Source organism: Streptomyces sp. NPDC021100, assembly GCF_044333095.1.
Classification (GTDB): Bacteria; Actinomycetota; Actinomycetes; order Streptomycetales; family Streptomycetaceae; genus Streptomyces.
Map to the genome: position 1 here is coordinate 46,574 of NZ_JBIRQH010000007.1, position 23,580 is coordinate 70,153.

Below are 23,580 nucleotides of genomic sequence, written 5' to 3' on the forward strand. Positions count from 1 at the left end.
GCCCTTTCACCGTTTCTCGCGGGGGCTCGGCCCCCGCACCCCCGAAGCGCCCTGCGGGCTCCTCCCAGTCCTCACACGCCGGACGGGCTATTCGGCGGGCGCAACCTCAGGAAGCGGCGAAGGGGTGGGATCGAGGTGTGCCTCCGCGGCCCGCGGCCGGGGTGACCGCCGGACCGTCATCAGCGTGACGGCCACCGCGCCCGCCATCGCCACCACCGACACCATCGGGAACCACCGCCCCCCGAGCACGTCGATCGCCGTGCTCCCCACGACCCCCGCCGCCGCCAGCCCGAGGTAGAGCGCGCTGCTGTTCAGCGACATCAGCAGGGGCGCGCTCGGCGGGTCGACGGAGACCAGGCGGTGCGGCAGGGCGACGGCCATCGACCAGCCCACGAGCGGGCTGACGACGGCGTAGCAGAGCGCCCCGGGCATCGAGCCGGAGAGCAGCGGCAGGGATCCGTACGCGAGGGCCCCGAGGACGCCGCCGGTGAGCAGGACCGCGCGGACGCCCAGCCGGTCGACGAGCCGGCCGCCCAGCCAGTTGCCCGCCATCGACGCGAGGCCGGAGACCAGCAGGATCAGGGAGAGCCGGTCCTGGTCGCCGCCCGTCGCCGGGCGGACCGCCGTCGCCAGGTAGATGTAGATGGAGTTGACGGCGACGAAGACGAGGAACGTCGTGAACGTCCCCGCGATCACCTGGCGGTTGCGCAGCGGCGCCAGGCGTTCCCGTATGCCGGGTGCGCCCGTGAGGGTGGGCAGGTCGCGCAGCAGCGCGGCGAGGCCCGTGAGCGCGGCGGCGCCCAGGGCGGTGACCAGCCACATCGTCCAGCGCCAGTCGGCGCGTCCGAGGTAGGCGCCCAAGGGGACGCCCAGCACGGTGGCCACGGTCATGCCGCCGAGCACGGTCGCGATGGCGCGCCCGCGCCGCTCCGGCGGGACGAGGGTGGTGGCGACGGCGTTGGCCGTCGGGGTGTAGAGCGCGGCGCCGGCGGCGGCGAGGATCCGGGTGGCGAGGAGCGTTCCGTAGCCCGGGGCGAGCGCGCTGAGGGCGTTCGCGAGCGTGAACACCGCGAGCGCGGTGAAGAGCACCCGCCGCCGGTCCCAGCGGGCGGTCACCGTGGCGAGGACGGGCGCGAGCAGCGCGTACGCCAGGCCGAAGACGGTGACGAGCTGTCCGGCGGCGGCGAGGGAGGTACCGAGGTCGTCGGCGATGCCGTCGAGGATGCCGGTCATGACCATGGAGTCGGTGCCGACGGCGAACGCGCCGAGGGCGAGCAGGAACAGGCGGAGACGCACGGGAGTCCTTCCGGGCAGTTCCGGGCAGGTAAGGTTGGACGTGCGTCAAACAATAGAGATTGTTGGATCCCTGTCAAACAAAAATGCGGGCCTCCGTCATGTCCTCGACTCCGGTGGTCCGGCGCTCCCGTGACGGAAGGTGGGAATGGTGACGACCGTGGAGGGAGAGCTGCTGCCGCAGCCCGATGTCGAGGACATCCGGCTGGAGAAGGTCCTCGGCGCGCTGGGTGACCCGGTCCGCCTGCACCTGTTCCGCGTCATGAGCACGGACGAGCAGTGCGACTGCGACTCCGTCCGGCTCGGCGTCGGCCACCTGCACAAGTCGACGGTCTCGCACCACATGCGGGTCCTGCGCGAGGCCGGCGTCACGTCCACCCGCGCGGTCGGCCGCAACCGTCGCGTCACCGTCCGCCGCGCCGACCTCGACGCGCGCTTCCCGGGGCTGGTCGACGCGCTGCTGACGGCCAGTGGGGAGGCCGGCGAGGTGACCGGTGCGGGGGTGGCCGGGGGCGACGGAGCCGTGTGACGGCGGGTCGCCGGGCCCGCGCCCGGGCTGCGTGCGGCCGGCCGGGCGGCTCGGGCGGCCCGGGCTCGCGGATGCGCGGACGCGCGGATGCGTTGATGTGCGGACGCGCCGGGGTGACGGGCGGGCCGTACGCGCCGAGGCGACGGGCGGGCCGTACGCGCGGAGTGACGGCGCGTGGCGCGTCGCCCGGCCCCAGGTGCCCGCCGCCGCCCGGGCGCCCGATGTTTCCCGGGCCCCGGGCGCCCGACCTCGTCGGACCCGGTCGGCCGCGGTCGGACCCCGGACGCCCTACCGGGACTGCCCGTCCCCGCCGGCGGCGGCGAGCAGACCCTGGATCGGGTCCTCGTCCCCGTCCTCGCCGAACGCGGCGGCCTCGGCGCTGCGCGGGAACATGGCCTGCTCGTACGCCGTGAACGCGGCCTCGGCGTCGCCGGGGTGCGCCGCGAGCGCCTGGCCGAGCTCGGCGCCGTCGAGCATCGCCAGGTTGGCGCCCTCGCCGTTCGGGACCGCGAGGTGGGCGGCGTCGCCGAGCAGGGTCACCCCCGGCACCCGCTCCCACCGGTGCCCGGGCGGCAGGGCGTAGAGGGGCCGCAGGACCGGCGTGACGTCGCTGTCCGTGATCAGCGCGGTGAGCTCGGGCGCCCAGCCGTCGAACTCCCGCGCGATCCGCGCGGTGGCCGCGGGAGCCGTGGCGGCGTCGGTGAAGTCGATGCCGGCGAACCACTCCAGCGGCTCGACCACGCCCACGTAGCCGTGCAGCGTGTCGCCCTTCTCCCGGTGCGCGAAGATCTCCCGGCCCGGCTTGGCCGCGATCATCGACCCGCCGCCGACCGCCTTCGCGACGGCGGGGTGCCGGGTACCGGCGTCGTACAGGTAGGTCTCGACGACCGACCTGCCGCTGTACTCCGGTTCGACGGCGGTGAGCAGCGGACGGACCCGCGACCACGCGCCGTCCGCGCCGACCAGCAGGTTCGTCACGACGGTGCCGCCGCCGGCGAACGTCACCTCGTGCCGGCCGTCCCCGAGCGTGCGGGCGCCGGTGACCTTGTGCCCCCACCGGACGGTGCCGGCCGGGAGCGAGTCGAGCAGGATCTGCCGCAACTCGGCGCGCTGCACCTCGGGCCGGCCCCCTGTGCCGTCGTCGCTCTTGTCGAACAGCACGCTCCCGTCCGGCGCGAGTACCCGCATGGCCTGGCGGCCCTCCAGGATGATCCCTCGGAACTCGTCCATCAACCCGGCCGCCGCGAGCGCGATTTGGCCGTTGTAGTCGTGGATGTCGAACATCCCGCCCTGTGAACGCGCGGCCGGGGAGGACTCCGCCTCGTAGACAGCCGCCGGTATGCCGTGGACGTGCAGGACGCGGGCGAGCACGAGCCCGCCGAGACCGGCGCCGATGATCGTCACTTCGGTGGTCATGGGACTGCCTTCCTGATCGTGGCCCGTCGGGCGGCTTCCGCGGCGGATCAACGCCGGGAGCGCCGCCCCGGTGGGCCGGGACACTGCGATGCCGATGGCCGGTACCGGTGACGACCGGCCCCGACCTGCTTCAATGTCCCGCCGCTCGCCGACAGATCACCGACAGTCCGCCGACCGCCGTCGACACCCCCCGACAACCGGCCGATACCGGTGTCCGTGCCGATGTCGCGGCGACCTCACCCCAAAGCCGTCGGCAGCGGCTCCGCGTGCAGCACCGTCAGGCCGGACACCGCTCGGGTGAGGGCCACGTACAGCCGCCGCAGGCCGGTGCGTTCGTCCGGTTCGCCGGCGACGACGGCTGCGGGCTCGTCGAGGACGACGTGGTCGTACTCCAGGCCCTTGGCCAGGGAGGCCGGGACGAGGGTGAGGCGGGCGTCGGCGGACGTCTCCTCGCCCGGGGCGAGGTGGGGGAGTCCGGCCCCGGCGAGGGCCGCCGCGAGGGTGGGAATGCGGGCGTCCGCGGCGATCAGGCCGATGGAACCTTCGCGGCGGAGCGCGGAGCGGCAGGCGGCGACCACCGCGTCGTCCAGCGCGGCGGGTTCGTCGACGGCCCGGACCGCGAAGTCGCCGGCGGCCTCGCGCACCGACGTCGCCTCGGACAGTCCGGGGGCGATGGCGGGCAGCAGCCGTGACGCGTAGGCGATCACCTCGCGGGGGACGCGGAAGCCCTGCGTCAGCTCCTCGACGGCCGCGTCCGGCTTGCCCAGGTGGGCGAGCGCCTCGCGCCAACTCGCCGTCGCCCAGGGCGTGGTGCCCTGCGCGATGTCGCCGAGTACGGTCGCGGAACCGGTGGTGCAGCGGCGGCCGACCGCGCGGTACTGCATCGGGGACAGGTCCTGCGCCTCGTCCAGCACCACGTGCCCGAGCGAGGGCGTCCGCTGGACGAGGTCGGTCGCCTCGTCGATCAGCACCGCGTCCGCCGCCGACCACTTGGCCGTCCGCACGCTCCGCGCGGGCTTCGCCCACAGCACGGCCCGCTGCTCGTCCTCCGTCAGCAGGCCCGCCGCGTGCTCGGCCAGGAACTCCGGCTCCGACAGCAGCCGCAGCACCAGCTTCGCCGGGTCGACGGCCGGCCAGACGGCCTTGACCGCCGCCTTCACGGCGGGGTTGCGGGCCACCGCGTCCTGCACGCGGTCGTCCGGCGCCTCGCCGGCCTGCTCCATCCGGACGAGCACGGCGTGCGCGATGCGCTGCGGCAGGGCCTCGCGGGCGGCGCCGTAGCGGATGTCGCGGGCGAGGAGCTCGCGGACGATCTCCTCCACCTCGTACGCCGGGACGCGCCAGCGCCGCGAGCCGCGCACGACGACCACCGGGTCCACCGGCATCGTCACGCCCGCCCTGACCGCGCGCCGCAGCACCTCCGCCATCCGTGCGTCGCCCTTGACCGTCGCCGCCCCGGCGGAGTCCGTCCCGCGTACTTCTACATGCGCGACCAGGTCGTCCACCGTGGCCTGTGCCACGTTCAACTCACCGAGGGCGGGCAGGACTTGCTCGATATAGCGGAGGAAGGACCGGTTCGGCCCGATAACCAGCGTGCCGGTGCGGGCGAGCCGCTCCCGGTGGGCGTAGAGCAGGTACGCGACGCGGTGCAGGCCCACCGCCGTCTTCCCGGTGCCGGGCGCTCCCTGGACGCACACCGTGCCGCCGATCCCGGCGCGAACGATCTCGTCCTGCTCCGGCTGGATCGTCGCGACGATGTCCCGCATCGGGCCGACGCGCGGGCGCTCGATCTCCGCCTGGAGCAGCGCGCTCGCCCGCTCGGCGCCCGACGGGTCCGTCAGGTCCTCGTCCTCGTACGCCGTCAACTCGCCGCCGGTGTACCCGAAGCGGCGGCGCCGGCCGACCCCCTGCGGCTCCTTCTTCGACGCCCGGTAGAACGGCTGCGAGACGGGTGCGCGCCAGTCGACGACCATGGGGTCGCCGTGCGCGTCGTGCACGTGCCGCCGCCCGATGTAGAACCGCTCCTCGCCGCCGCCTTCCCCCGTCGCGTCGGCCGGCGCCTCCTCGTAGTCCAGCCGCCCGAAGAAGAGGGGGGCGTGCGCGAGATCGGCGAGCGCCGTGATGCGCTCCTCGATCTGGCGGTTGAGGACCTCCGCGTTGACCCAGTTGGCCGTGACGTCCTTGATGTCGAGCGCCTCGACGTCCTCCCGCATCGCGCGCAACGCGGCGCGGGAGGCGGCGAGATGGGCGCGCTCGCGGGTGAGCGGGTCGAGTGCGGTCGTTTCGTGCTGGTCGGGGGCGTGCGCGGGCACGGCATGGCCTCCAGGGCGGCTGGCTGCGGGCTACGTACGAGCGGGGGCCGGCCGGTTTCCGTCCGGGCGGCGGCGCTCCCGGGACACGCGGCGGGAGGCGGAAGTGCGCGATTCTACGGACGGGGGCGGGGTGGCGCCAATGATTTCCCGCGCGCCCCTCTCGTGGCCTTCCCGCCCCTGGGTGGCTCTCAGGGTTGAGGTCCATCTCCCGTAGGGGTAGGCATGATCCCTGAGTCGTACGGCGGGGCTCCCGCGGTTACACCGCGAGGGCGATGTCCGGCGGCCCCGTGGCTCGCATCATGGATACATGACCACCGCAGGGATCACCTCAGCCGCCCAGGGCGCCGAGCACGGCGCCGCCACCGCCCTCTCCCACGCCTTCCACGCCCTCAAGGTGTTCGCCGGCACGGCCGTCAGCGTCGTCCTCCTCGGCCGCTTCGAGGGGGAGGAAGCGCTGGTCAAGCGCTGACGACAAGGCTGTGCCAGTCCTCCACCAGGAGGATGTCCGCGTCGTCGAAGATCCGCAGCACGACCAGCAGCAGCCGTCCCCGGGACACCGTGTACTCCGCCACGATCTGCGAGGTGAGCCGGATCTCCCGGCCCTGCCCACCGACCCCGACGGGACGGGACAGCTCGGTGTAGGGGTCCCTCGCCAGGAGCTCCACGGCCTTCTCGAAGGAGGCCCTGCGCGCCGGGCCGAGGGCGGTCACGTCCACGCGCCGCCGGTTCGGTGTAGAGCACCTCGTGGACGTCCTGGTGGGGCACTGTCCCCTCGGCGCCGTGGCCGATGCTCCGGACAGGCTACCGAGCGGAGCTGTTTCCTCCGGCCCACCTACTTGAGTACCCCTACTCCCGCGGACTGAGTACCCGCCCCGATCCGCCCGCCGTCGCCCGGGCGATGGGATGGCGGCATGGCCACTCAGACCACGAGAAAGTCCGCCACCGCCACCCCGCCCGGGGGGTTCCGCCGACTGTGCCGCGGGATCGACCGGCGTCTGGGGCCCGCCGACGAGCGCTGGGCGAAACCGCCCGCCGTCGCGTCCCTCCTCTGCGTACCCGCGCTGCTCTTCTACGCGCTCAGCATCGACGAGTTCGGCCTCGACGACCGGCGCTCCGGCGTGGCGACGATGGCGTTCGCGGGCCTCGTCGCCCTGGCGCTGGCCTGGCTGCTGCCGCACCGGGAGAGTGCGCGGTTCGGCCGCGTCACGTTCGCGGTGACCGGGGCCGCCCTGCTGCTCCTGCCGGCCCTGCTCTTCGCCTCCGTCATGATCGCGTGGATCTGCGTCGTCTGACGGGGGCCGCGAACACCCTCAGGCGTCGTCCCCCGCCAGCAGCTCGTCCGCGTCCACGATCCGGTACGCGTACCCCTGCTCCGCCAGGAACCGCTGCCGGTGGGCCGCGAAGTCCTGGTCGATGGTGTCGCGGGCGACGACCGAGTAGAAGCGCGCCTCGTGGCCGTCCGCCTTCGGACGGAGGACGCGGCCGAGCCGCTGGGCCTCCTCCTGGCGGGAGCCGAACGTGCCGGAGACCTGGATGGCGACCGTCGCCTCCGGCAGGTCGATGGAGAAGTTCGCGACCTTCGAGACGACGAGCACCGAGATCTCGCCCTGCCGGAACGCGTCGAAGAGCTTCTCGCGCTGCGCGTTGCTCGTCTCGCCCTTGATGACGGGCGCGTTCAGGTGCTCGCCCAGCTCGTCGAGCTGGTCGATGTACTGGCCGATGACCAGCGTCTGCTCACCCGCGTGCCGCCGCACCAGCGCCTCGGTGACCTTCCGCTTCGTGGCCGTCGTCGCGCAGAAGCGGTACTTCTCCTCCGCCTCGGCCGTCGCGTACGCCAGCCGCTCCCCGTCCGTGAGGTTGACGCGGACCTCGACGCAGTCGGCGGGCGCGATGTAGCCCTGCGCCTCGATCTCCTTCCACGGCGCGTCGAACCGCTTCGGCCCGATCAGCGAGAACACGTCCGACTCCCGCCCGTCCTCCCGGACGAGCGTCGCCGTCAGCCCGAGCCGCCGCCGGGCCTGGAGGTCGGCGGTGAACTTGAAGACCGGCGCGGGCAGCAGGTGCACCTCGTCGTAGACGACCAGACCCCAGTCACGGGAGTCGAACAGCTCCAGGTGGGGATAGATCCCCTTCCGCTTGGTCGTCAGCACCTGGTACGTGGCGATGGTGACCGGACGGATCTCCTTCCGCGTCCCGCTGTACTCGCCGATCTCGTCCTCGGTGAGCGACGTCCGCTTCACCAGCTCGTGCTTCCACTGCCGCGCCGAGACCGTGTTCGTGACGAGGATCAGCGTCGTCGCCTTGGCCTCGGCCATCGCCCCCGCCCCGACCAGCGTCTTCCCCGCCCCGCAGGGCAGCACGACGACGCCGGAGCCACCGTGCCAGAAGCCGTCGACGGCCTGCCGCTGGTACGGGCGCAGCGCCCAGCCGTCCTCGCGCAGCTCGATCGGGTGCGCCTCGCCGTCCACGTACCCGGCCAGGTCCTCGGCGGGCCAGCCGAGCTTGAGCAGCGCCTGCTTGATCTGGCCGCGCTCGGACGGGTGCACGGCGACGGTGTCGGGGTCGATCCGCTCGCCCACCAGCGGCTTGATCTTCTTCGACCGCAGGATCTCCTCCAGCACCGGCCGGTCCGTGGTCTCCAGGACCAGCCCGTGCACCGGGTGCTTCAGCAGCCGCAGCCGCCCGTACCGCGCCATCGTCTCGGCGATGTCCACGAGCAGCGCGTGCGGCACCGGGTACCGGGAGTGGGTGACGAGCGCGTCGACGACCTGCTCGGCGTCGTGCCCGGCCGCCCGCGCGTTCCACAGGCCGAGCGGCGTCACCCGGTACGTGTGCACGTGCTCGGGGGCGCGCTCCAGCTCGGCGAAGGGCGCGATCGCCCGGCGGCAGGCCTCGGCCTGGTCGTGGTCGACCTCCAGGAGGAGCGTCTTGTCCGACTGGACGATCAGCGGTCCGTTCACGTACGTCCGTCCTTCCGTGGGGCCAAACGTCCAGTGTGCCGCATGCGGCGGGGACGCCGCGGGTGAGCGGGGATGGAGTGCCCCGGTCCCGCCCTTTCTCCGTTTCTTGCGGGGAGGGCCCCGGACCCCCTGAAACCGCGCTTCGCGCGGTTGTCCTCAAGCGCCGGACGGGCTGAATCGTGCGTCCGGGCGCAAAATCCAGCCCCGTCCGGCGCTTGAGGACGAGCGGCGAAGCCGCGACAAGGGGGTCTGGGGCGCAGCCCCAGGAAGCGGCGAAGGGGCGGGTCCGGGGCGCCCTTCCCACCCCCACCCTAGATTGCTAGCATCCTAGCCATGCCCGCCGACCGCCAGGTGAAGCAGTTCAACGTCTACCTGCCCACCGACCTCATCCGAGAGGTCAAACACCACGCCGTCGACACCGAACGATCGCTCTCCTCGATCGTCGAGACGGCCCTGACCGAGTACTTCCGGCGCCTCGCGGACGAGGACGCCGGGGAGGGGACTGCGCATGACGACTGACGGCATCCGGGGATTCCTGGTCGAGACCCGCAACTACGGGGCGACGGCGGCGTTCTGGAAATCGCTGGGCTACGAGAGCGTGCTGGAGACCGACCACGGCTCCGGCCAGTGGCAGCACCCGGCCGGCGGACCGTATGTGTTCATCGTCGAGCAGCACGAACGGGAGCTCGTGACGAGGCCCGTGCTCACCGTCGCGGACGCCGACGCGTTCGCGCCCGCTCGCGCGCTGGAGTTCGCCGAGCCGTTCACGCCGACGCACTGGGGCGTGCGGCAGGCGCTGGTCCTCGACCCCGACGGCCGGGCCGTCGCCCTCGAAGCGCCGCTCCCCGAGGGAACGACGGAGGGGAGCACCACCATGGCTGACCCGCGGCGCACCGTCCCCGATCCCACCGCCGTCCGCGTCGCCCTCTGGCGCGCCCTGCACGTTCAGGCCGACGCGCCGCCGCACGTGCTCAGTGACGAGATCGGGCTGGAGCTCGCCGGTCCCGGCCCGGGCTGGCGCAAGCGCGGGGACATGACCATGCCGGGCGTCGACGGCGTCCGGGCGTCCATGGTCGCCCGTGCCCGGTTCGTCGAGGACCTGGTCGCGGAACGCGCCGACGCCGGGGTGACGCAGTACGTCATCCTCGGCGCCGGCCTGGACACCTTCGCCCAGCGCCGGCCCGAACTCGGGGCGCGGGTCGGGGTGTTCGAGGTGGACCAGCCGGGTACCCAGGCGTGGAAGCGCGAGCGCCTGGCCGAGCTCGGCCACGGGATCCCGTCCTGGCTGACCTTCGTCCCCGTCGACTTCGAGGCCGGCGACTCGTGGTGGGAGCGGCTGAACGCCGCCGGGTTCGACCCGGACCGGCCCGCCGTCGTCGCGTCGACCGGTGTCAGCATGTACCTCAGCCACGAGGCCAACACCGCGATGCTCCGGCAGGCCGCCGCGCTCGCGCCCGGCTCCGTGCTCGCGTCGACGTTCCTCCAGCCGCTCGACCTGCTCGAACCGGACCAGCGGCGGGCCCAGGAGACGATCATGCGCGACGCCGCCGCGTCGGGCACCCCGTTCGTCAGCCTCTACGCGCCCGAGGAGATGCGGCGGGCGGCGCTGGAGGCCGGGTTCGCGAAGGCCGCGCACGTCTCGCCGGACGAGCTGGCCGAACGGTACTTCGCCGGCCGCCCCGACGGCCTGCGCCCGCCCCGGGCCGAGCAGTTCCTCGTCGCGGAGGTGTAGTCACCAGTCCCCGTAGTCCCCTGCTCAGGAGACGTGTTCCTCCGCCAGCTCCGCCACCCCCGTGACCCGGTGCAGCGCGAACGTCCGCACCTCGTCCGTCGTGTGGTCGTACGCCGTGACGTAACCGCCCTCCACCCGCACCGGCGCGATCACGCGCTGGCTCGCCGCGCCCTCCGCGTTGACGTAGCCCATCCACACGGCGGCGCCGGTCAGGACGGCCGCCTGCATGGTGGCCAGGGTTTCGGCGGGCGTGGTGCGGGGCAGGGCGGCGGCGCCCGTCGCGGCCGGGGCCTGGGCCTCGGCGGCGGGGGACGGCTTGCGTTCTGCGGTCGCGGCGCGGTCGCCGGCCCGGACGGCCCGGACGGCGGCGGCGAGCAGCGTGTCGTCGGGCGCGGGCGGGCCGTCGGGGACGGGCGCGGGGGGCGTACGCGGCGGAGTGCGGTGCGCGTCGGCGCGCGTGACCACGACGTCGCCCTCCGCCGACTCCGCCGCCGGCGCGTACCCCATCGCGCGCAACCCCTCCAGCAGCGCGTCCGGCGCGGCCTGGGCCGCGAGGACGGTCGGTGCGAGGCGGCGCAGCCGCAGGGCGGCCGAGCGGCGGTCGGCGAGGATTTCGGCGAGCGTCGCCTCGTCGTCGCAGCGCAGGTACGACGAGGCCGCACCGACACGCAGCCGGCCGTGGCGGCGGGCCACGTCCTCGACGAGGTAGACGAGCGGCTGGGGCAGCGGGGTACGGGAGTGCTCGGTGAGGAAGGCGAGGACGTCGGACGCCGCCTGCCCGGCGTCCAGCGCCCGCCGCACCGAGTCCGGTGTGAAGCGGTACACCGTGGCGCCGCCCTTGGACTCGATGTCCGCGAGCACGGCGAGCCGCTGGGCGAGCGGGCGGTGCAGCGGGCCGGGCGCGACGGCGGTGAGGTCGGCCTGGACGAGGACGTGGTCGAGCGGCTCGGGCAGCAGCGGCGCCAGGACGGAGGCGGCAGCGGCCTCCGCGCGCGGGGTGCGGCCGGGGGCGGTGTTCGACGGCGAGGTGCGTTCGGCGACCGGGTGGGAGGTGTGCGCTGTGTGAGCCGTGTGTGCCGTGTGGGTGAGCAGGGCGCGGCCGGGGGCCGAGAGGGCACCGCGGCCGGTGACGCCGAGGAGTTCGGCCTCCGTGAGCGCCCAGCGGGCGAGGCGGGACCGGAGGTCCTCGCTGGTGGTGCCGGTGGTGCCGGCCGGTCCTGACGAGCCCGGAGTGCCTGCCGAGGCCCCCGCCGGCCCCGCCGCCCCCACCCCCGCGAACCGCGGCGGCCGCTCCCACGCCAGGCGCGCGAGCAGCGCGTCGGCGGGGACGGCCGCCCCCGCCGGAAGCCCGGCGAGCAGTGTGAGGACGCGGCGCCGGACCTCCGGCGCGGGTGACCGGTCGAGGTCCGGTCCGAGTGCGGACAGCGTGCGGCCCCTGGCGTCCCGGGTGCCCGCGAGGCCGGGGGTACGGGTGGTGGCGAGCCAGGCGCCGGCCAGCCACGCCCAGCGCTCGGCGGCGGGGAGGTCGAGCCACTCGTCGTACGCCGGCGTGGGGACGTACCGCTCGTCCACGTCCCCGTCCGACGCCAACAGGCCCGCCGCATAAGAGAGTTCGGTCCAGAACGCGGCGACGGCACCGGGTACGTCGAGGACGGTCGCGGCCCGCTTGAGGTCGCGGACGCTCACCCCGCCCGCGCGCAGCACCAGCGGGCCGGCGGTCTCCCAGTCCGACAGCAGCTCCTCGACGGCGGCCAGCGCCGTGAGCGCCTGCCCGGCCGCCGTCGCGTCCACCGACTCCGGCGCGTACGCGGTGACGGGCGCCGGCGTGGGCGCCTCCGGCTCGGGCGCGCGGTGCGCACGCCCGCCGCGCAGGTGCAGCGCCGCCTCCCGGGGCAGGACGACGCCGCCGGGTCCGGTCGGCAGCAGCAGCCCCCGGTCCAGCAGCCAGCGCAGGTGAGGGGCCGGTTCGGCGGTCACCGTGCCGTACGGCGGTCCCCAGGCGAGGCGTTCGAGCACGGCGACCGCGCCTTCTGGCGCCCGCGCCAGCAGCGCCGCCATCCGGGCGCGGTCCTCGAACAGCTCCGTCAGCGCGGCGACCGCCGTCACCGGATCGTGGGTGGCGGGCAGCCCGGCCGCCTCGATGATCTTTTGCAGCCGTCCGGGTGACATCCCGGCCGTGGCCTCGGCGACGGTCGGGCCCAGCCCGGTGGCGGACGGCCGGTTCGCGGACGGCGCCAGCAGCTCGCGGGCCGTACGGACCAGGCGGAGCCGGTCGTCCCCGCCCCACACCAGCGCCTGCCGCCGCAGCTCCGCGACGGCGCGGGGCAGCTCGGCCGCGACGCGCGGATCCGCCGGTTCGTCGCCCGTCATCAGCCCGGCCAGCCGTTCGTAGGGGCATGGGTCCGGTGCCACGGCCAGCGCCTCCGCGACCTGGAGGACGAACCGGTCCAGCCGGTCCAGCGCCCGCACCACGGACGCGCGCGTCGCCGCCCGGGTGGCCAGCTGGGTGAGGTCCCCCGGCACCGGGTTCACCAGGTCGGGCCGCGCCCGCAACAGCCCCGCCAGCGCCTCGTCGGGCCGCGCCCGCAGCTCCTCGGCGAGCGTGCGCGGCCCTCCGCCGGCCCTGCCGCCGCCGCTGCCGGTCTCCCGAGAAGTGGTCATTCTGTTAACGGTACCGGGTGGAGGGGACGGGGGCGGTGGGGCCGCGGCCCGCGCTTCGGCGGGCGGGCGGACGTCTTGCACGGCTTCCACGGCCATCGCCGTCGGGGAGTGGGCGGAGCGGCCCTTTCCCGCCGGTCCCGCGCCTCGAACGTCCCGTTGGCCCCGTTCATCCCCGCCGTTCGCCCTCCCGGGCGCCCCCGGCCGTTCTCGCGGACAGCCGGGGGACGACCGGGTACCGTCGGATTCGGGCGGCGGCGAGGCGTCGGAGGCCATCGGGGAGCTTGGGGGACGTGGTGGGGATCGAGAGCGATCAGCTCGTCTACGACTACCTCAGCAAGGTGGGCGACATAGCCCAGCGGCGGTCCCTCACGTCCGGGGACCGGATGCGCCTGGTCACCCGGCTGCGTACGGAGATCGAACGGCGGCGGGCGGTCGAGGGCGCCGACACGCCTGCCGCCGTGCGCCGCATCCTCGACGGGCTGGGCACGCCGGACGAGGCGGTGACCGGCGCGGGTGGCGCCGGTGGGACGGGTGGTGCCGGCGGGGCGGACGGGGCTGGGGCGGGGAGCGCGGGCCGCGTCCCCGCGCAGCGCGGCGAGCCGGGCTCGCTCGACGAGGCCGGCGCCGGGGCGCACGCGGCCGCCGGAACGGGCGCCGTGCGCTTCCCCGACGCGGGCGCGCCCCCGCACCTCGCCACGGAGGAGGAACTGCGCGGCCCGTCCGCTCCCGCCGGGGCGGCGGACGAGTGGTGGCGGGTGGAGCGGACGTCCTTCGACGCGGGCGGCGGGACCGGGACGACGCACGGCTTCACGGGCGGGATTGAGATCCCGGACATGCTCAGGCCCCCGCCCGGCCCGGAGGAACTCGCCCGGCGGCAGGCGGACGCGGCGGCCGGCGAGCGTTCCGGCGGCCCCCTCCAGCCGGCGGCCGGCGTCGGCGAGCAGGCGCCGGCCGGGGCGGGGCCGGGGCCGGGCGCCGCGGGGCCCCGCCGCCGTTTCCCGTTCCGCCGCGCGGGAGGTGCGGGCGGTCCAGGAGGTACGGCGGGCGTGGAAGGCGCCGCGGGCACCATCCCCATCAGCCCGATGCTCGCCCTCGTGGCGATCCTGCTCGTCGCCGGCGCGATGCTCGGGCAATTGCTCGTCATGGCCGCCGGCTGGGCCCTCGCCTACATCACGCGCAGGCTCACCCAGGCCGAGTCCAAGTGGGCCGTGATGGGCGTCCCCGGCGTCGCGGCGGGCGCCGCCCTGGTCTGGCTCTGGGGGCGCCTCGAACACCGCTGGGGCGACCCGATAGCCCAGGGCGAACTGGGCGCCGCCCTGGTCGACACCTTCCCGGTCGTCGTCCGGGTGGCCGCCGTCGGCTCGGCCCTGTTCGTCCTGTGGCGGGCGCGCCGCCCGGGGTGACACGGGACGGGAGGAGCGGCGAACCGCGAACCGCGAACGGCGTCCGGTCGCCGTACGCCCCCTCCGCCACCCTCTAGCCGACGGGCGTGCCGATCCCGTCGTGTTCGAGCGCGGTGCGGAGTTGCCGCAACGCCTGTGCCGTGGCCTGCAACTGTTCGGGATCGATGGCTGCTTGGACGAGTTCGTTGACGGCCGCGAACGTGTTCTCCGCGTCGTTGACGAGCTCGGCACCGGCATCGGTGAGTTCGAGCAGCGAGGAGCGGCGGTCCGCGGGATTGGGGACGCGTCGGACCCAGCCACGCGCTTCGAGGCGGTCCATCCCCTTGCTGGTCGCTCCGACGCCGATGGCGAAGAACCCCGCGAGGTCCCCGACGCGGGCGCCCGGGTGGTCGCGCAGATAGCGGAGGAACTCGAACTGCGAGGCCGCGATCCCGTGGTGACGGCGTAGCTGATCGTTGAGCGCGTTGTACAGACGCGTCTCGCACCGCACGAGATCGCTGAAGAAATCCACGGTCGCCGGCCCGGTCCCTTTAGATGCCGCGGCATATGCATTACCTTCCACGGCATACAGTTTAGCGACGCGCCTCTGGAGGGGTTCACCTATGAGCAAGGCACAGCGCGCGACGGTCGACGCCATGCTGCGGCGGGGCTCACAGGGCTTCCGGCCCCTGCCCGTCGAGCGGATGCGCGCCGACTTCGCGGCACTGATGGCGCTGTTCCCGGTCCCGGAAGTCCGCACGTCCCAGAGCGTGCTCGGCGAGCGGCCCGCGGTACTGGTCGAACCGGAGGGCGAGGCCCGTCCTGGCATCATCCTCTACTTCCACGGCGGCTCGTTCTCCCTGGGATCACCACAAACAGCGATGGGACTGACCGCCGGCCTGGTGACCCGTACCGGGTTCCGTGCGCTGTCGCTCGACTACCGGCTCGCGCCGGAACACCCGTTCCCCGCCGCGATCGAAGACTGCGTCGCCGCGTACCGGGCGCTGCTCGACGACGGGGCCGACCCGGAATCCGTCGCGTTCGCCGGTGACTCGGCCGGCGGGGGTCTGACCGTGACGACCACGCTCGCCGCCAGGAAGGCCGGGTTGCCCGTGCCCGGTGCCATCGTCGCGTTCTCCCCCGGCCTCGACCACACCCGTACGGGCGCCAGCATGGACACCAAAGCCGGCGTCGACCCCTTCTTCACCCGCGAGGGCATGGCTCACACCGGCGACTGGTACCTCGGCGGACAGGACCCGAACCAGGAACTGCTCGCGCCGGCCGTCCTGGCCGACCTCACCGGCTTCCCGCCGCTGCTGCTGCAAGTCGGCACGAACGAACTCCTGCTGGACGACTCGGTGCGCCTCGCCGAACGAGCCCGGGACGCCGAGGTCGACGTCATCCTGGACGTCACGGCCGGGGTACCGCACGTGTTCCAGTCCTTCATCGGCCAACTCGACGAAGCCGGCCACGCGCTCGACCGCGCCGCCCTGTTCCTCACCCAGCACCTCAGCGCCTGAGGGAGCACGGACATCGGCTCCGGCACGGCCGGCGGCGGATCCGGTCCCCGTGATCGCCGGCCGCGACGATGCGCCGGGTGAAGGGGGAGCCGGTGAACGCGCGGGTGGGAGTTCGGACGGACGAAGGCACGTCCCCCGAGGCGGTGGGGCGTACGGGGTGGGTGGGCCCGGTGTGGTGTGCCATGTCGGAGGAACGGCCGGGAAGCGACGGGCGGGTCCCGTGAAGTGAGGGTTTCCGGCGGCCCGTTCTCCGCTTGGGGCGCGACGGTGGCGCGCGGACGTGACGGATGTCCGACGGGGCCGGGTCCGGTACCGGCCAACTCCCGTGCGGCACTGGGTGACCGCCGCGCCGGCGACTAGCGTCGGCCGGCGCAACGACCAACCCGGCATCCAGACAAGGGAGGAACCATGAAGATCCGCCCCCGTGTCGCGGTCGTCACCGCCTCACTGGCCCTCGCGGGCGGAGGGGTGGCAGGGTTCGCGGCACCCGCGTCCGCGTCGGTCGTGGAGGCCGCCGCGACGCCCGCCGCGTCCGCCCCCTCCGCCGCCTCCGTCACCTCCGTCACCTCCGGATCGGCCTTCACCTGCGGCACCTGGCGGTACCTGCGGGGCGACAACGGCCACGGCGCGTCGATCACGTGCTACGGGCAGCCGTTCACCTCGTACATCGTCTGTCACCGCGCCGACGGCATCGACTACCTCCGCTTCGGCGACCGCGTCCGCTCCGGCCGTACGTCGACCGCGTGGTGCGACCTGAACGGTGAGGTCATCGACGCCGGGGCGATCCCCGGCTGACACGCGCCGCGCGTTCACACACCGCCGTCCACCCCACCGGCCTCTCCGTCGGCTCCGACGAGCACGGCACTCTCCCGGCAGTCGCGGCAGAGCGCACCGGGGTGGGCGGCCCGGACGGCGCGCTCGCAGCCGTCGCAGGTGCGGAGGGGGAGGGGAGCGGGCGGGGCGGGCGGCTGGGCGTGCGGGGACCCGAAGCCCGGAGCGTCCCAGGGGGCGAGCCCCGGCGGCACGTCCCCGGGCGCCCCCAGGGGCTCCAGCGGCCCGGTGGGCAGAGCGGGCGGCAGCCAGTGGGTGAGCCGGTGACGCAGGAGGCGCGCGGGCCGGGAAATGCGGCCGACGGGGAGTTCGGCGGTCAGCGTGCGGATGATCTGCCGGGGCCCGACGCCCCGTTCGAGCCAGGCCCGGACGGCGGGTGAGAGCTGCCGTACGTCCTTCTCTGAGAGCAGCAGCCGGGGATCGTGGCGGCGGAGCCCGGCGAGGAGGTCGGCGGCGGGCCCGTCGGGCGGGGGAAGCGGCTCGGGTGCCGGAGGCTGCTCGGGCTGTGACGGACCGGGTTGCGAGGGCTGGGGCCGCGGCCGTTCCGGCTCCGTCCGCTGCCGCTGCCGCCGGACGAGATCGACGGGAGGTGCGGCCTCCCCGGAGCGCCTGACTTCCGTCCGCGCCCCCGGCCGTTCATGCCAGCGCGTGAGGGTGACGACGCGTCCCTCCTCCGTCCGCACACGCTCCCGCCGCAGGTAACCGGCCTGCTCCAGCTCGCGCAGCCCGCGCGCGATGGTGATCTCGCCCTCCCGGAACCGCCTGGTCAGATCCTTGATCCCGACGTTCGCGCCATCCGGCAGCGACTGGACGTACACACCGATGCCGATCGCGACCAGGGACAACTCCCGGTGCTGCGCGAGGTGATTGCCGACGACGGTGAAGTGCGAGGTGTGGCGATGCCGTACGTGCGTCACTCCGGCGAGTGGCACGGCGGCTCGCGGCGACCCGGCACACGTGCCCGCGTGCGCGCTAAACTGCGTCTCAGTCATGGGGAAGGTCTTCGCTTCCTTGATGATCAGGCCCTCGCCCGGGATTGCCGTCCCGGCGGGGGCCGTCGTCGTTTTCACGACATCTGGTGGTGTGAGCGCGACGCTACCGCGCCGATCGCGGCGCTTTCCACCGTGTCACCTGATGGGGTGACACGGGTGGGTTGGGAGGGTGAAAGTTCCTTCCCCCATGTCTTCAAGTGGACGTCCCCCCTGCCGGGTTCGCGGCCACCCGCGACCCGTGGAACCGGATCCCGGAACCCTCGATCCGGAGGCCCCGGCGCCACCGGCCGGCGATCAGCGCAGCAGTCCGCCGGCGGCCGCTTGGACGGCCGACCCGTCGAGGTCGGCGAGCTTGGCGCCGACGATGTCGCGGGCGCGCGCGGAGGTCTGGACGCGGAAGGCGGGGCGGTCGCAGGTCAGGGCCTCGGTGATCGGGGCGGCGGCTTCGGCGGGGGACTGGGCGGCGGTGGCGAAGACGCCGTCGATGCGCTCGAAGTACGTCCGCAGGGCCGGGGCGTAGGGTCCGGCGCCGGCGAGCGCGGCTCCCCGGTCGATGCCCATGCTGGTGACGAACTCGGTGGCGACGGCGCCCGGTTCGACGACGGTGACGTCGACGCCGACGGTGGCGGCGACGGGCGCCAGGGACTCCATGAAGCCCTCGACGGCGAACTTGGCCGCGCAGTAGGGCTCGTTGAAGGGCTGGCCGGCGACGCCGCCCACGCTGGTCACGGTGATCACCCGGCCCCGCGAGGCGCGCAGATGGGGCATCGCGGCCCGGGTGGTGGCCACCACCCCGAAGAAGTTGACTTCCATGGCGGCACGGAAGTCGTCGAGCCCGACGAGTTCGACGGTGCCAACCGACCCGGCGCCCGCGTTGTTGACCAGCGCGTCGAGGCGCCCGTGCTCGGCGACCACCTCGTCCAGGCAGGCGGTGATCGTCTCGGGCTCGACGACGTCCAGGCGCTTCACCTGAACGCGGCCGTCGACACCCTGCTCGGCGGCGGCCGCGCGCAGGGCGTCGGCCTTGCCGGTGTCGCGCATGGTCGCGACGACGTTCCAGCCGGCCCGGGCGGCGCCGAGGGCGGCCGCGAGGCCGATGCCGGAAGAGGTACCGGTGATCAGGACGGTCTTCGGAGAGGTCATCAGGGGGCGTACTCCGTTCGCGAACGAAACTGAACAGCAATTGCGTGTGTGCACACACATCTTGCCGATGTGTGCGCACACACGCAACCGCCTAAAATGACGGCATGCCAGCAGCCGATGCGAACCCCGACCCCTCCGCCCCCGAGGAGCGCACCCCCCGCGACCGCGCGTTCTACGGCCTGATCTGGGCCTGCACAACGCTCACCGCACACGCCGACGCGGCCCTGGTCCGCCGGCACGGCCTCCCGCTGACGTGGTTCGAGGTCATGCTCTGGCTCCACGGCGAGACCGAACCGGTGGCGGTGTCCGACCTGGGCGCCAAGGCCCTGCTGAGCCGCAGCCAGGTCTCCCGCGTCGTCGACGCCCTAGAGGACCGCGGCTTGGTCGAACGCAGCCCGTCCCCCTACGACGCCCGCTCCGTCCGCGTCACCCTCACCCCGGCCGGCCGCACCACCTTCACCGCCGCGAACGCCACCCGCCGCGAATCCCTGGCCGAGGTCTTCGACGACCTCCTCGACGACGCCGACATCGCGGCCCTGGAAACCGTCTGGAACAAACTCAAGGGCCGCTCGGTCTGCTGAAGCGACGCCCCCAGCCGCGGGGAACCTCTCAGCGCCTTGTGTGCCTCGGTGATGCGCTGGCGCAGCGAGTCGGCGATCCGTTCGCACTTCGGTACCGGCGTACCTCTGGCTCCGATCCTGGACAGGTTGACCGGTCAAGGGACAGCATGCTGCCCATGACGCAGCCGCCCGTGGTCGCCCCCGAGATCATCGCGTTCTACACCGAGGGGTACGACGAGGCGACGCGGCTGACGGCGTCCGCCGACGGCAGACTCGAACTCGTCCGTACGCAGGAGCTGCTGCGCCGGCACCTTCCGCCCGCGCCCGCGGCGGTCCTGGACGTCGGGGGCGGCCCCGGGGTGCATGCTCGGTGGCTGGCCGACGACGGGTACGACGTGCGTCTGATCGACCCTGTGCCGCGTCACGTCGAGGCCGCGCGGGGGGCCGGTTGCCGGGCCGAGACCGGGGACGCGCGGTGCCTTGCGGTGGTCGATCAGTCCTGCGATGTCGTGCTGCTTCTCGGGCCTCTCTACCACCTGCTGGAACAGGGAGACCGGCTGCGGGCTCTGTCCGAGGCCCGCCGGGTGCTCAGGCCCGGCGGCCTGATCGCCGCCGCGGCGATCAGCCGTTACGCCTCCCTGCTCGAGCACACGGCCACCACCTGGCTCGATCGCGGAGGCGTGCGCGACGCGGTCGTGGACATCCTGGCCACCGGGCGGCATGAAGCCGGGCGCAAGGGCTTCACCGCCGCCTACTTCCACACCGCCGACGAGCTGACGGATGAACTGGGCCGGGCCGGGTTCCGTGACGTGAGCCTGTATGGCGTCGAGGGGCCCGCCTGGGGACTGTTGAAGGCCGTTGAGCAGCACACGGGTGAGGGGCTCGGCGGATCGGCCATGTTCCGCGCGGCACTTGAGGCGGCGCGGATGGCCGAGGGGTATCCGGACCTGCTGGCCGCCGGCTCGCACCTGCTGGCCTTTGGGCGGGCCTGAGGACGCCCGCCTCAGGCGGTGGTGGCGCGGCCCGGTGCCGGGGGGCCCGGGACGATCAGGGGGCCGCCCGTGACCGGGTCCGGGACGACCACCGACTCCAGGCCGAAGACGTCGCGGACGAGGTCCGCCGTCACCACGTCCCCCGGGCGGCCCTGGGCGACGACGCGGCCGTCCTTCATGGCGACCAGGTGATCGGCGTAGCGGGCGGCCTGGTTGAGGTCGTGGAGGACGGCGACGACCGTGCGGCCGCGGTCGGTGTTGAGGCGGCGGACGAGGTCGAGGACCTCGACCTGGTGGGCGATGTCGAGGTACGTCGTCGGCTCGTCGAGGAGGAGCAGGTCGGTCTCCTGGGCGAGGGCCATGGCGATCCAGACGCGCTGCCGCTGGCCGCCGGAGAGTTCGTCGACCGGGCGGCCGGCCAGCGCCGCCACGTCCGTACGCCGCATCGCCTCGGCGACCGCCCGCTCGTCCGCCTCCGACCACTGCTGCCACCAGCGCTGGTGCGGCTGCCGGCCGCGGGCGACGAGGTCGGCGACCGTGATCGCCTCGGGGGCCACCGGAGTCTGCGGCAACAGGCCCAGGCGGGTGGCCAGTTGCCGGGTGGGGACGCGGCTCAGCTGCTCGCCGTCGAGGAGGACGGCACCGGACACCGGCTTCAACAGCCGCCCCAGGGCGCGCAGGAGCGTCGACTTGCCGCAGGCGTTCGGGCCGATGATCACGGTCACCTCGCCGTCCGGCACGTCGAGGTCGAGGCCGTCCACGACCGTCCGCTGCTCGTAGGCGAGGGTGAGGGAGCGGGCGCGCAGCCGTGCGGACCCCGCACGAGTCGCCATGGGGGCCGTTTGCTGCGTCATGCCGACTTCCTGGGTCATGCCGACTTTCCTCCCGTGCGGCCGCGGATGATCAGCCGGATCAGGTACGGCGCGCCGACCGCGGCCGTGAGGACGCCCACCGGGAGCTGGGTGGGTTCGAAGAGCTTGCGGGCCAGCAGGTCCGCCAGGACGACGATCAGGGCGCCCGTCAGCGCGGAGCAGACGAGCGGGATCCGGTCCGTGCGCGTCGTACGGCGGGCGATCTGCGGGGCGAGCAGCGCGACGAAGTCCACCGGGCCCGCCGCGCCCGTCGCCACGGAGGCGAGGACGACGCCGAGCAGGACGAGCCCCGCCCGCACCCGGTTGAGGCGGACGCCCAGCGCGGTGGCCGTGGCGTCGTCCATCGCGACCGCGCGCTGTGCCCGCGCGGCCCAGCACAGCGGGACGGCGAGCACCAGCAGCGTCCACGCCACCGGCGCCGCCGCGTCCCAGCCGGCGCCGTTGAGCGAACCGGTCATCCACACCTTCGCCTGCTGGGCGACCAGGTAGTCACCCTTGGTCAGGAACAGCTGGGTGATCGCCCGCAGCGCGATGGCGAAGCCGATGCCGATGAGCACGAACCGGCCCGCGTGCAGCCCGCCGCGCCACGCGAAGAGGTAGACGAGGGCGGCGGCGAGCAGCCCGCCCGCCGTCGAGACGTAGGGGAGCGTCGCGGACGAGGTGACGCCGAACGTCATCGCGCCGACCGTCAGCGCCCCCGCGCCCTGCGATACTCCGATGATGTCGGGGCTGGCGAGCGGGTTGCGGGCCACGGTCTGGATGAGCGCCCCCGCCATGCCGAACGCGGCCCCCACCAGCAGGCCGACGGTCATGCGCGGCAGCCGGAAGGTGCCGACGACCAGTTCGTCGGGGGACGGCCGGCCGAGGAGGACGTCCAGAACCGCGCCCGGCGCGACGAAGGTGTCGCCCACGCACAGGTACGCCAGGCAGGCCGCGGCCAGCGCCACCGCCAGGCAGAGGGCGACGGCCGCGCTGCGGCGGTGGAGGAGGAAGGAGGCCCGGCCGGGCCGGCGGGTGCGGAGGACCGTGTAACCGGTGGGGCGGAGGAGGACGGTCTCGTCCGCCCGCCGCGGCGCCGTCATGCCGCCACCTTCCTGCGACGGGCGAGCCCGACGAGGAACGGGAGGCCGATGAGGGCCGTCATCACACCCGCCGGAACCTCGTTGTCGGCGTAGATGACCCGGCCGACGACGTCGGAGAGCAGCAGCACGACCGGCCCGAGCAGCGCCGCCATCGGCAGCAGCCGGCGGTGGTCGCCGCCGACGAGTGCCCGGGCGATGTGCGGCACGGCCAGGCCGACGAACGCGATCGGGCCGGCGGCCGCGACCCCCACACCGGTGAGCACGGTGGCCCCCGTGCCGGCCGCGATCCGCACGGCCGCGACGTTGCGGCCGAGGCCGCGCGCCACGTCCTCGCCGAGCGCGAGCGCGTCCAGACCGCGCGCCACGGACAGCACCAGCACCGTCCCCACCAGCAGGAACGGCCACATCTGGCCCACGATCGCCTGGTCCCGGCCGGCCAGCGAGCCGATCTGCCAGAACCGGAACTCCTCCAGCGCCGACGCCCGGGTGGTCAGCACCCCGGAGATCACCGAGACCAGCAGCGCGTTGATCGCCGCCCCGGCGAGCGCCAGCTTGACGGGCGACGCGCCGTCGCGGCCGCGCGAGGCGATCGCGTACACCGCGACGGACGCCACCGCCGCTCCCGCGAACGCGAACCACACCTGCCCCGTGAGCGTGTGCACCCCGGCGGCGGCGATGGCGAGGACGACGCCCAGCGAGGCGCCCTGGCTCACGCCGAGGATGCCCGGATCGGCGATCGGATTGCGGGTGACGCCCTGCATCACCACCCCGGCCATGGCGAGGGCGGCCCCCGTCATCAGACCGATCAGCGTGCGCGGCAGCCGCAGCGAGCGGACGACGCCGGCCGTCGCGTCGTCCCCGCCGTGCAGCAGGGCGTCGAGGACGCGGTCCGGCGGGATCGTCCGGCTGCCCACGGCCAGGCTGAGCACGACCGCCGCCAGCAGCGCCACGACGGCGGCGGCCGTCCAGCCGGCGCGACGGCGGACGGGCACGGTGGCGGGCGGTGGTGGCGGGGCGGGGGAGCCGACCGGGTCGGGCGGGGCGGGTATGGCTTCCACGGCGCGGATTCCGGCGGCTCTCTCGGTGGGGGCGGACGGGGCGATGGGGCGGGAGTGGGGTGGGGCGCTGGGGCGTCGGACGGGTGGGGCGGGTGAGGCAGGTGGGGTATGGGGGCGTACGCGAGGGCTCGTGCGCGGGTGCCACGCGGGCGCGACGGCGCACACGGCCGCTCTGACCGAAAGGCCCGAGTTAGGTCAGGCTAAGTCTACGGTGGGGGCCGGGGCGGCGAGGAGGGGCGTGCGTG

22 protein-coding genes are annotated in these 23,580 nt (G+C 74.3%); 10 read left to right on the forward strand and 12 right to left on the reverse strand.

The window, feature by feature from the left end:
• Positions 1-87: 87 nt before the first annotated feature.
• Positions 88-1,296 carry an MFS transporter gene (locus ACH4PU_RS15590; RefSeq protein ID WP_398271650.1) on the reverse strand — a complete coding sequence of 403 codons (1,209 nt, stop codon included), beginning with the start codon at positions 1,294-1,296 and terminating at the stop codon, positions 88-90.
• Positions 1,297-1,441: 145 nt separating this feature from the next.
• On the opposite strand from ACH4PU_RS15590, the gene ACH4PU_RS15595 reads away from it, so the two are divergent.
• Positions 1,442-1,822 carry an ArsR/SmtB family transcription factor gene (locus ACH4PU_RS15595; protein WP_398271652.1) on the forward strand — a complete coding sequence of 127 codons (381 nt, stop codon included), beginning with the start codon at positions 1,442-1,444 and terminating at the stop codon, positions 1,820-1,822.
• Between the two features lie 288 nt (positions 1,823-2,110).
• Here the strand turns inward: ACH4PU_RS15595 and ACH4PU_RS15600 are convergent, their stop codons facing one another.
• Together ACH4PU_RS15600 and ACH4PU_RS15605 are read right to left on the reverse strand one after the other, a co-directional pair.
• Positions 2,111-3,238, reverse strand: a complete 1,128-nt coding sequence (locus ACH4PU_RS15600; RefSeq protein WP_398271654.1) for an FAD-dependent oxidoreductase — start codon at positions 3,236-3,238, stop codon at positions 2,111-2,113.
• A gap of 236 nt (positions 3,239-3,474) precedes the next feature.
• Positions 3,475-5,550, reverse strand: a complete 2,076-nt coding sequence (locus ACH4PU_RS15605; RefSeq protein WP_398271657.1) for a HelD family protein — start codon at positions 5,548-5,550, stop codon at positions 3,475-3,477.
• Positions 5,551-5,857: 307 nt separating this feature from the next.
• Here ACH4PU_RS15605 and ACH4PU_RS15610 point away from each other — a divergent pair, with 307 nt between their 5' ends.
• Entirely contained in the window at positions 5,858-6,019 is a 162-nt protein-coding gene (locus ACH4PU_RS15610) for a hypothetical protein (protein ID WP_398271659.1), read from the forward strand.
• Here ACH4PU_RS15610 and ACH4PU_RS15615 read toward each other — a convergent pair.
• A complete protein-coding gene (locus tag ACH4PU_RS15615) occupies positions 6,009-6,266 on the reverse strand; it encodes a hypothetical protein (protein WP_398271661.1) in 258 nt (85 codons plus the stop codon). The genes ACH4PU_RS15610 and ACH4PU_RS15615 overlap by 11 nt on opposite strands.
• Before the next feature lie 195 nt (positions 6,267-6,461).
• On the opposite strand from ACH4PU_RS15615, the gene ACH4PU_RS15620 reads away from it, so the two are divergent.
• Positions 6,462-6,842, forward strand: a complete 381-nt coding sequence (locus ACH4PU_RS15620) for a hypothetical protein (protein WP_398271664.1) — start codon at positions 6,462-6,464, stop codon at positions 6,840-6,842.
• 18 nt (positions 6,843-6,860) lie between these two features.
• Here the strand turns inward: ACH4PU_RS15620 and ACH4PU_RS15625 are convergent, their stop codons facing one another.
• On the reverse strand, positions 6,861-8,510 hold the full coding sequence (locus tag ACH4PU_RS15625; RefSeq protein ID WP_398271666.1) for a DNA repair helicase XPB: 1,650 nt from the start codon (positions 8,508-8,510) through the stop codon (positions 6,861-6,863).
• A gap of 333 nt (positions 8,511-8,843) precedes the next feature.
• Here ACH4PU_RS15625 and ACH4PU_RS15630 point away from each other — a divergent pair, with 333 nt between their 5' ends.
• Entirely contained in the window at positions 8,844-9,029 is a 186-nt protein-coding gene (locus ACH4PU_RS15630; RefSeq protein ID WP_398271669.1) for a ribbon-helix-helix protein, CopG family, read from the forward strand.
• Between the two features lie 355 nt (positions 9,030-9,384).
• The gene (locus ACH4PU_RS15635; protein WP_398272149.1) at positions 9,385-10,242 is read left to right on the forward strand and encodes a class I SAM-dependent methyltransferase; all 858 of its coding nucleotides are present in this window, start codon (positions 9,385-9,387) and stop codon (positions 10,240-10,242) included.
• 24 nt (positions 10,243-10,266) lie between these two features.
• Here the strand turns inward: ACH4PU_RS15635 and ACH4PU_RS15640 are convergent, their stop codons facing one another.
• Complete coding sequence (locus ACH4PU_RS15640; protein ID WP_398271671.1) at positions 10,267-12,903, reverse strand: helicase-associated domain-containing protein; 2,637 nt, start codon at positions 12,901-12,903, stop codon at positions 10,267-10,269.
• Positions 12,904-13,193: 290 nt separating this feature from the next.
• On the opposite strand from ACH4PU_RS15640, the gene ACH4PU_RS15645 reads away from it, so the two are divergent.
• Positions 13,194-14,306 (forward strand): hypothetical protein, encoded by a 1,113-nt coding sequence (locus ACH4PU_RS15645; protein ID WP_398271673.1) that lies wholly within the window; start codon positions 13,194-13,196, stop codon positions 14,304-14,306.
• Positions 14,307-14,379: 73 nt separating this feature from the next.
• On the opposite strand, the gene ACH4PU_RS15650 is transcribed toward ACH4PU_RS15645, so the two are convergent.
• Positions 14,380-14,817 carry a MarR family winged helix-turn-helix transcriptional regulator gene (locus tag ACH4PU_RS15650; RefSeq protein ID WP_398271675.1) on the reverse strand — a complete coding sequence of 146 codons (438 nt, stop codon included), beginning with the start codon at positions 14,815-14,817 and terminating at the stop codon, positions 14,380-14,382.
• Between the two features lie 91 nt (positions 14,818-14,908).
• On the opposite strand from ACH4PU_RS15650, the gene ACH4PU_RS15655 reads away from it, so the two are divergent.
• Both ACH4PU_RS15655 and ACH4PU_RS15660 read left to right on the forward strand, forming a co-directional pair.
• A complete protein-coding gene (locus ACH4PU_RS15655; protein ID WP_398271678.1) occupies positions 14,909-15,805 on the forward strand; it encodes an alpha/beta hydrolase in 897 nt (298 codons plus the stop codon).
• A gap of 408 nt (positions 15,806-16,213) precedes the next feature.
• Positions 16,214-16,600: a hypothetical protein gene (locus ACH4PU_RS15660; RefSeq protein ID WP_398271681.1), complete on the forward strand. Its 387-nt coding sequence runs from the start codon at positions 16,214-16,216 to the stop codon at positions 16,598-16,600.
• Positions 16,601-16,614: 14 nt separating this feature from the next.
• On the opposite strand, the gene ACH4PU_RS15665 is transcribed toward ACH4PU_RS15660, so the two are convergent.
• Together ACH4PU_RS15665 and ACH4PU_RS15670 are read right to left on the reverse strand one after the other, a co-directional pair.
• Positions 16,615-17,553, reverse strand: coding sequence for a helix-turn-helix domain-containing protein (locus ACH4PU_RS15665; protein WP_398271683.1), 939 nt, complete (start codon positions 17,551-17,553; stop codon positions 16,615-16,617).
• 369 nt (positions 17,554-17,922) lie between these two features.
• The gene (locus ACH4PU_RS15670) at positions 17,923-18,771 is read right to left on the reverse strand and encodes an SDR family NAD(P)-dependent oxidoreductase (RefSeq protein WP_398271686.1); all 849 of its coding nucleotides are present in this window, start codon (positions 18,769-18,771) and stop codon (positions 17,923-17,925) included.
• A 104-nt stretch (positions 18,772-18,875) separates the two neighbouring features.
• Here ACH4PU_RS15670 and ACH4PU_RS15675 point away from each other — a divergent pair, with 104 nt between their 5' ends.
• Both ACH4PU_RS15675 and ACH4PU_RS15680 read left to right on the forward strand, forming a co-directional pair.
• Positions 18,876-19,352: a MarR family winged helix-turn-helix transcriptional regulator gene (locus ACH4PU_RS15675; RefSeq protein ID WP_398271688.1), complete on the forward strand. Its 477-nt coding sequence runs from the start codon at positions 18,876-18,878 to the stop codon at positions 19,350-19,352.
• A gap of 155 nt (positions 19,353-19,507) precedes the next feature.
• The gene (locus tag ACH4PU_RS15680) at positions 19,508-20,323 is read left to right on the forward strand and encodes a class I SAM-dependent methyltransferase (protein WP_398271691.1); all 816 of its coding nucleotides are present in this window, start codon (positions 19,508-19,510) and stop codon (positions 20,321-20,323) included.
• 11 nt (positions 20,324-20,334) lie between these two features.
• On the opposite strand, the gene ACH4PU_RS15685 is transcribed toward ACH4PU_RS15680, so the two are convergent.
• From ACH4PU_RS15685 to ACH4PU_RS15695, 3 genes are read right to left on the reverse strand one after another with little or no spacing between them, the layout of a single operon-like run.
• Entirely contained in the window at positions 20,335-21,177 is an 843-nt protein-coding gene (locus ACH4PU_RS15685; protein WP_398272151.1) for an ABC transporter ATP-binding protein, read from the reverse strand.
• A gap of 14 nt (positions 21,178-21,191) precedes the next feature.
• A complete protein-coding gene (locus ACH4PU_RS15690; RefSeq protein ID WP_398271694.1) occupies positions 21,192-22,277 on the reverse strand; it encodes a FecCD family ABC transporter permease in 1,086 nt (361 codons plus the stop codon).
• Positions 22,274-23,335 (reverse strand): FecCD family ABC transporter permease, encoded by a 1,062-nt coding sequence (locus ACH4PU_RS15695; protein ID WP_398271696.1) that lies wholly within the window; start codon positions 23,333-23,335, stop codon positions 22,274-22,276. Before ACH4PU_RS15695 ends, ACH4PU_RS15690 begins: the two co-directional genes overlap by 4 nt.
• Positions 23,336-23,580 lie beyond the last annotated feature (245 nt).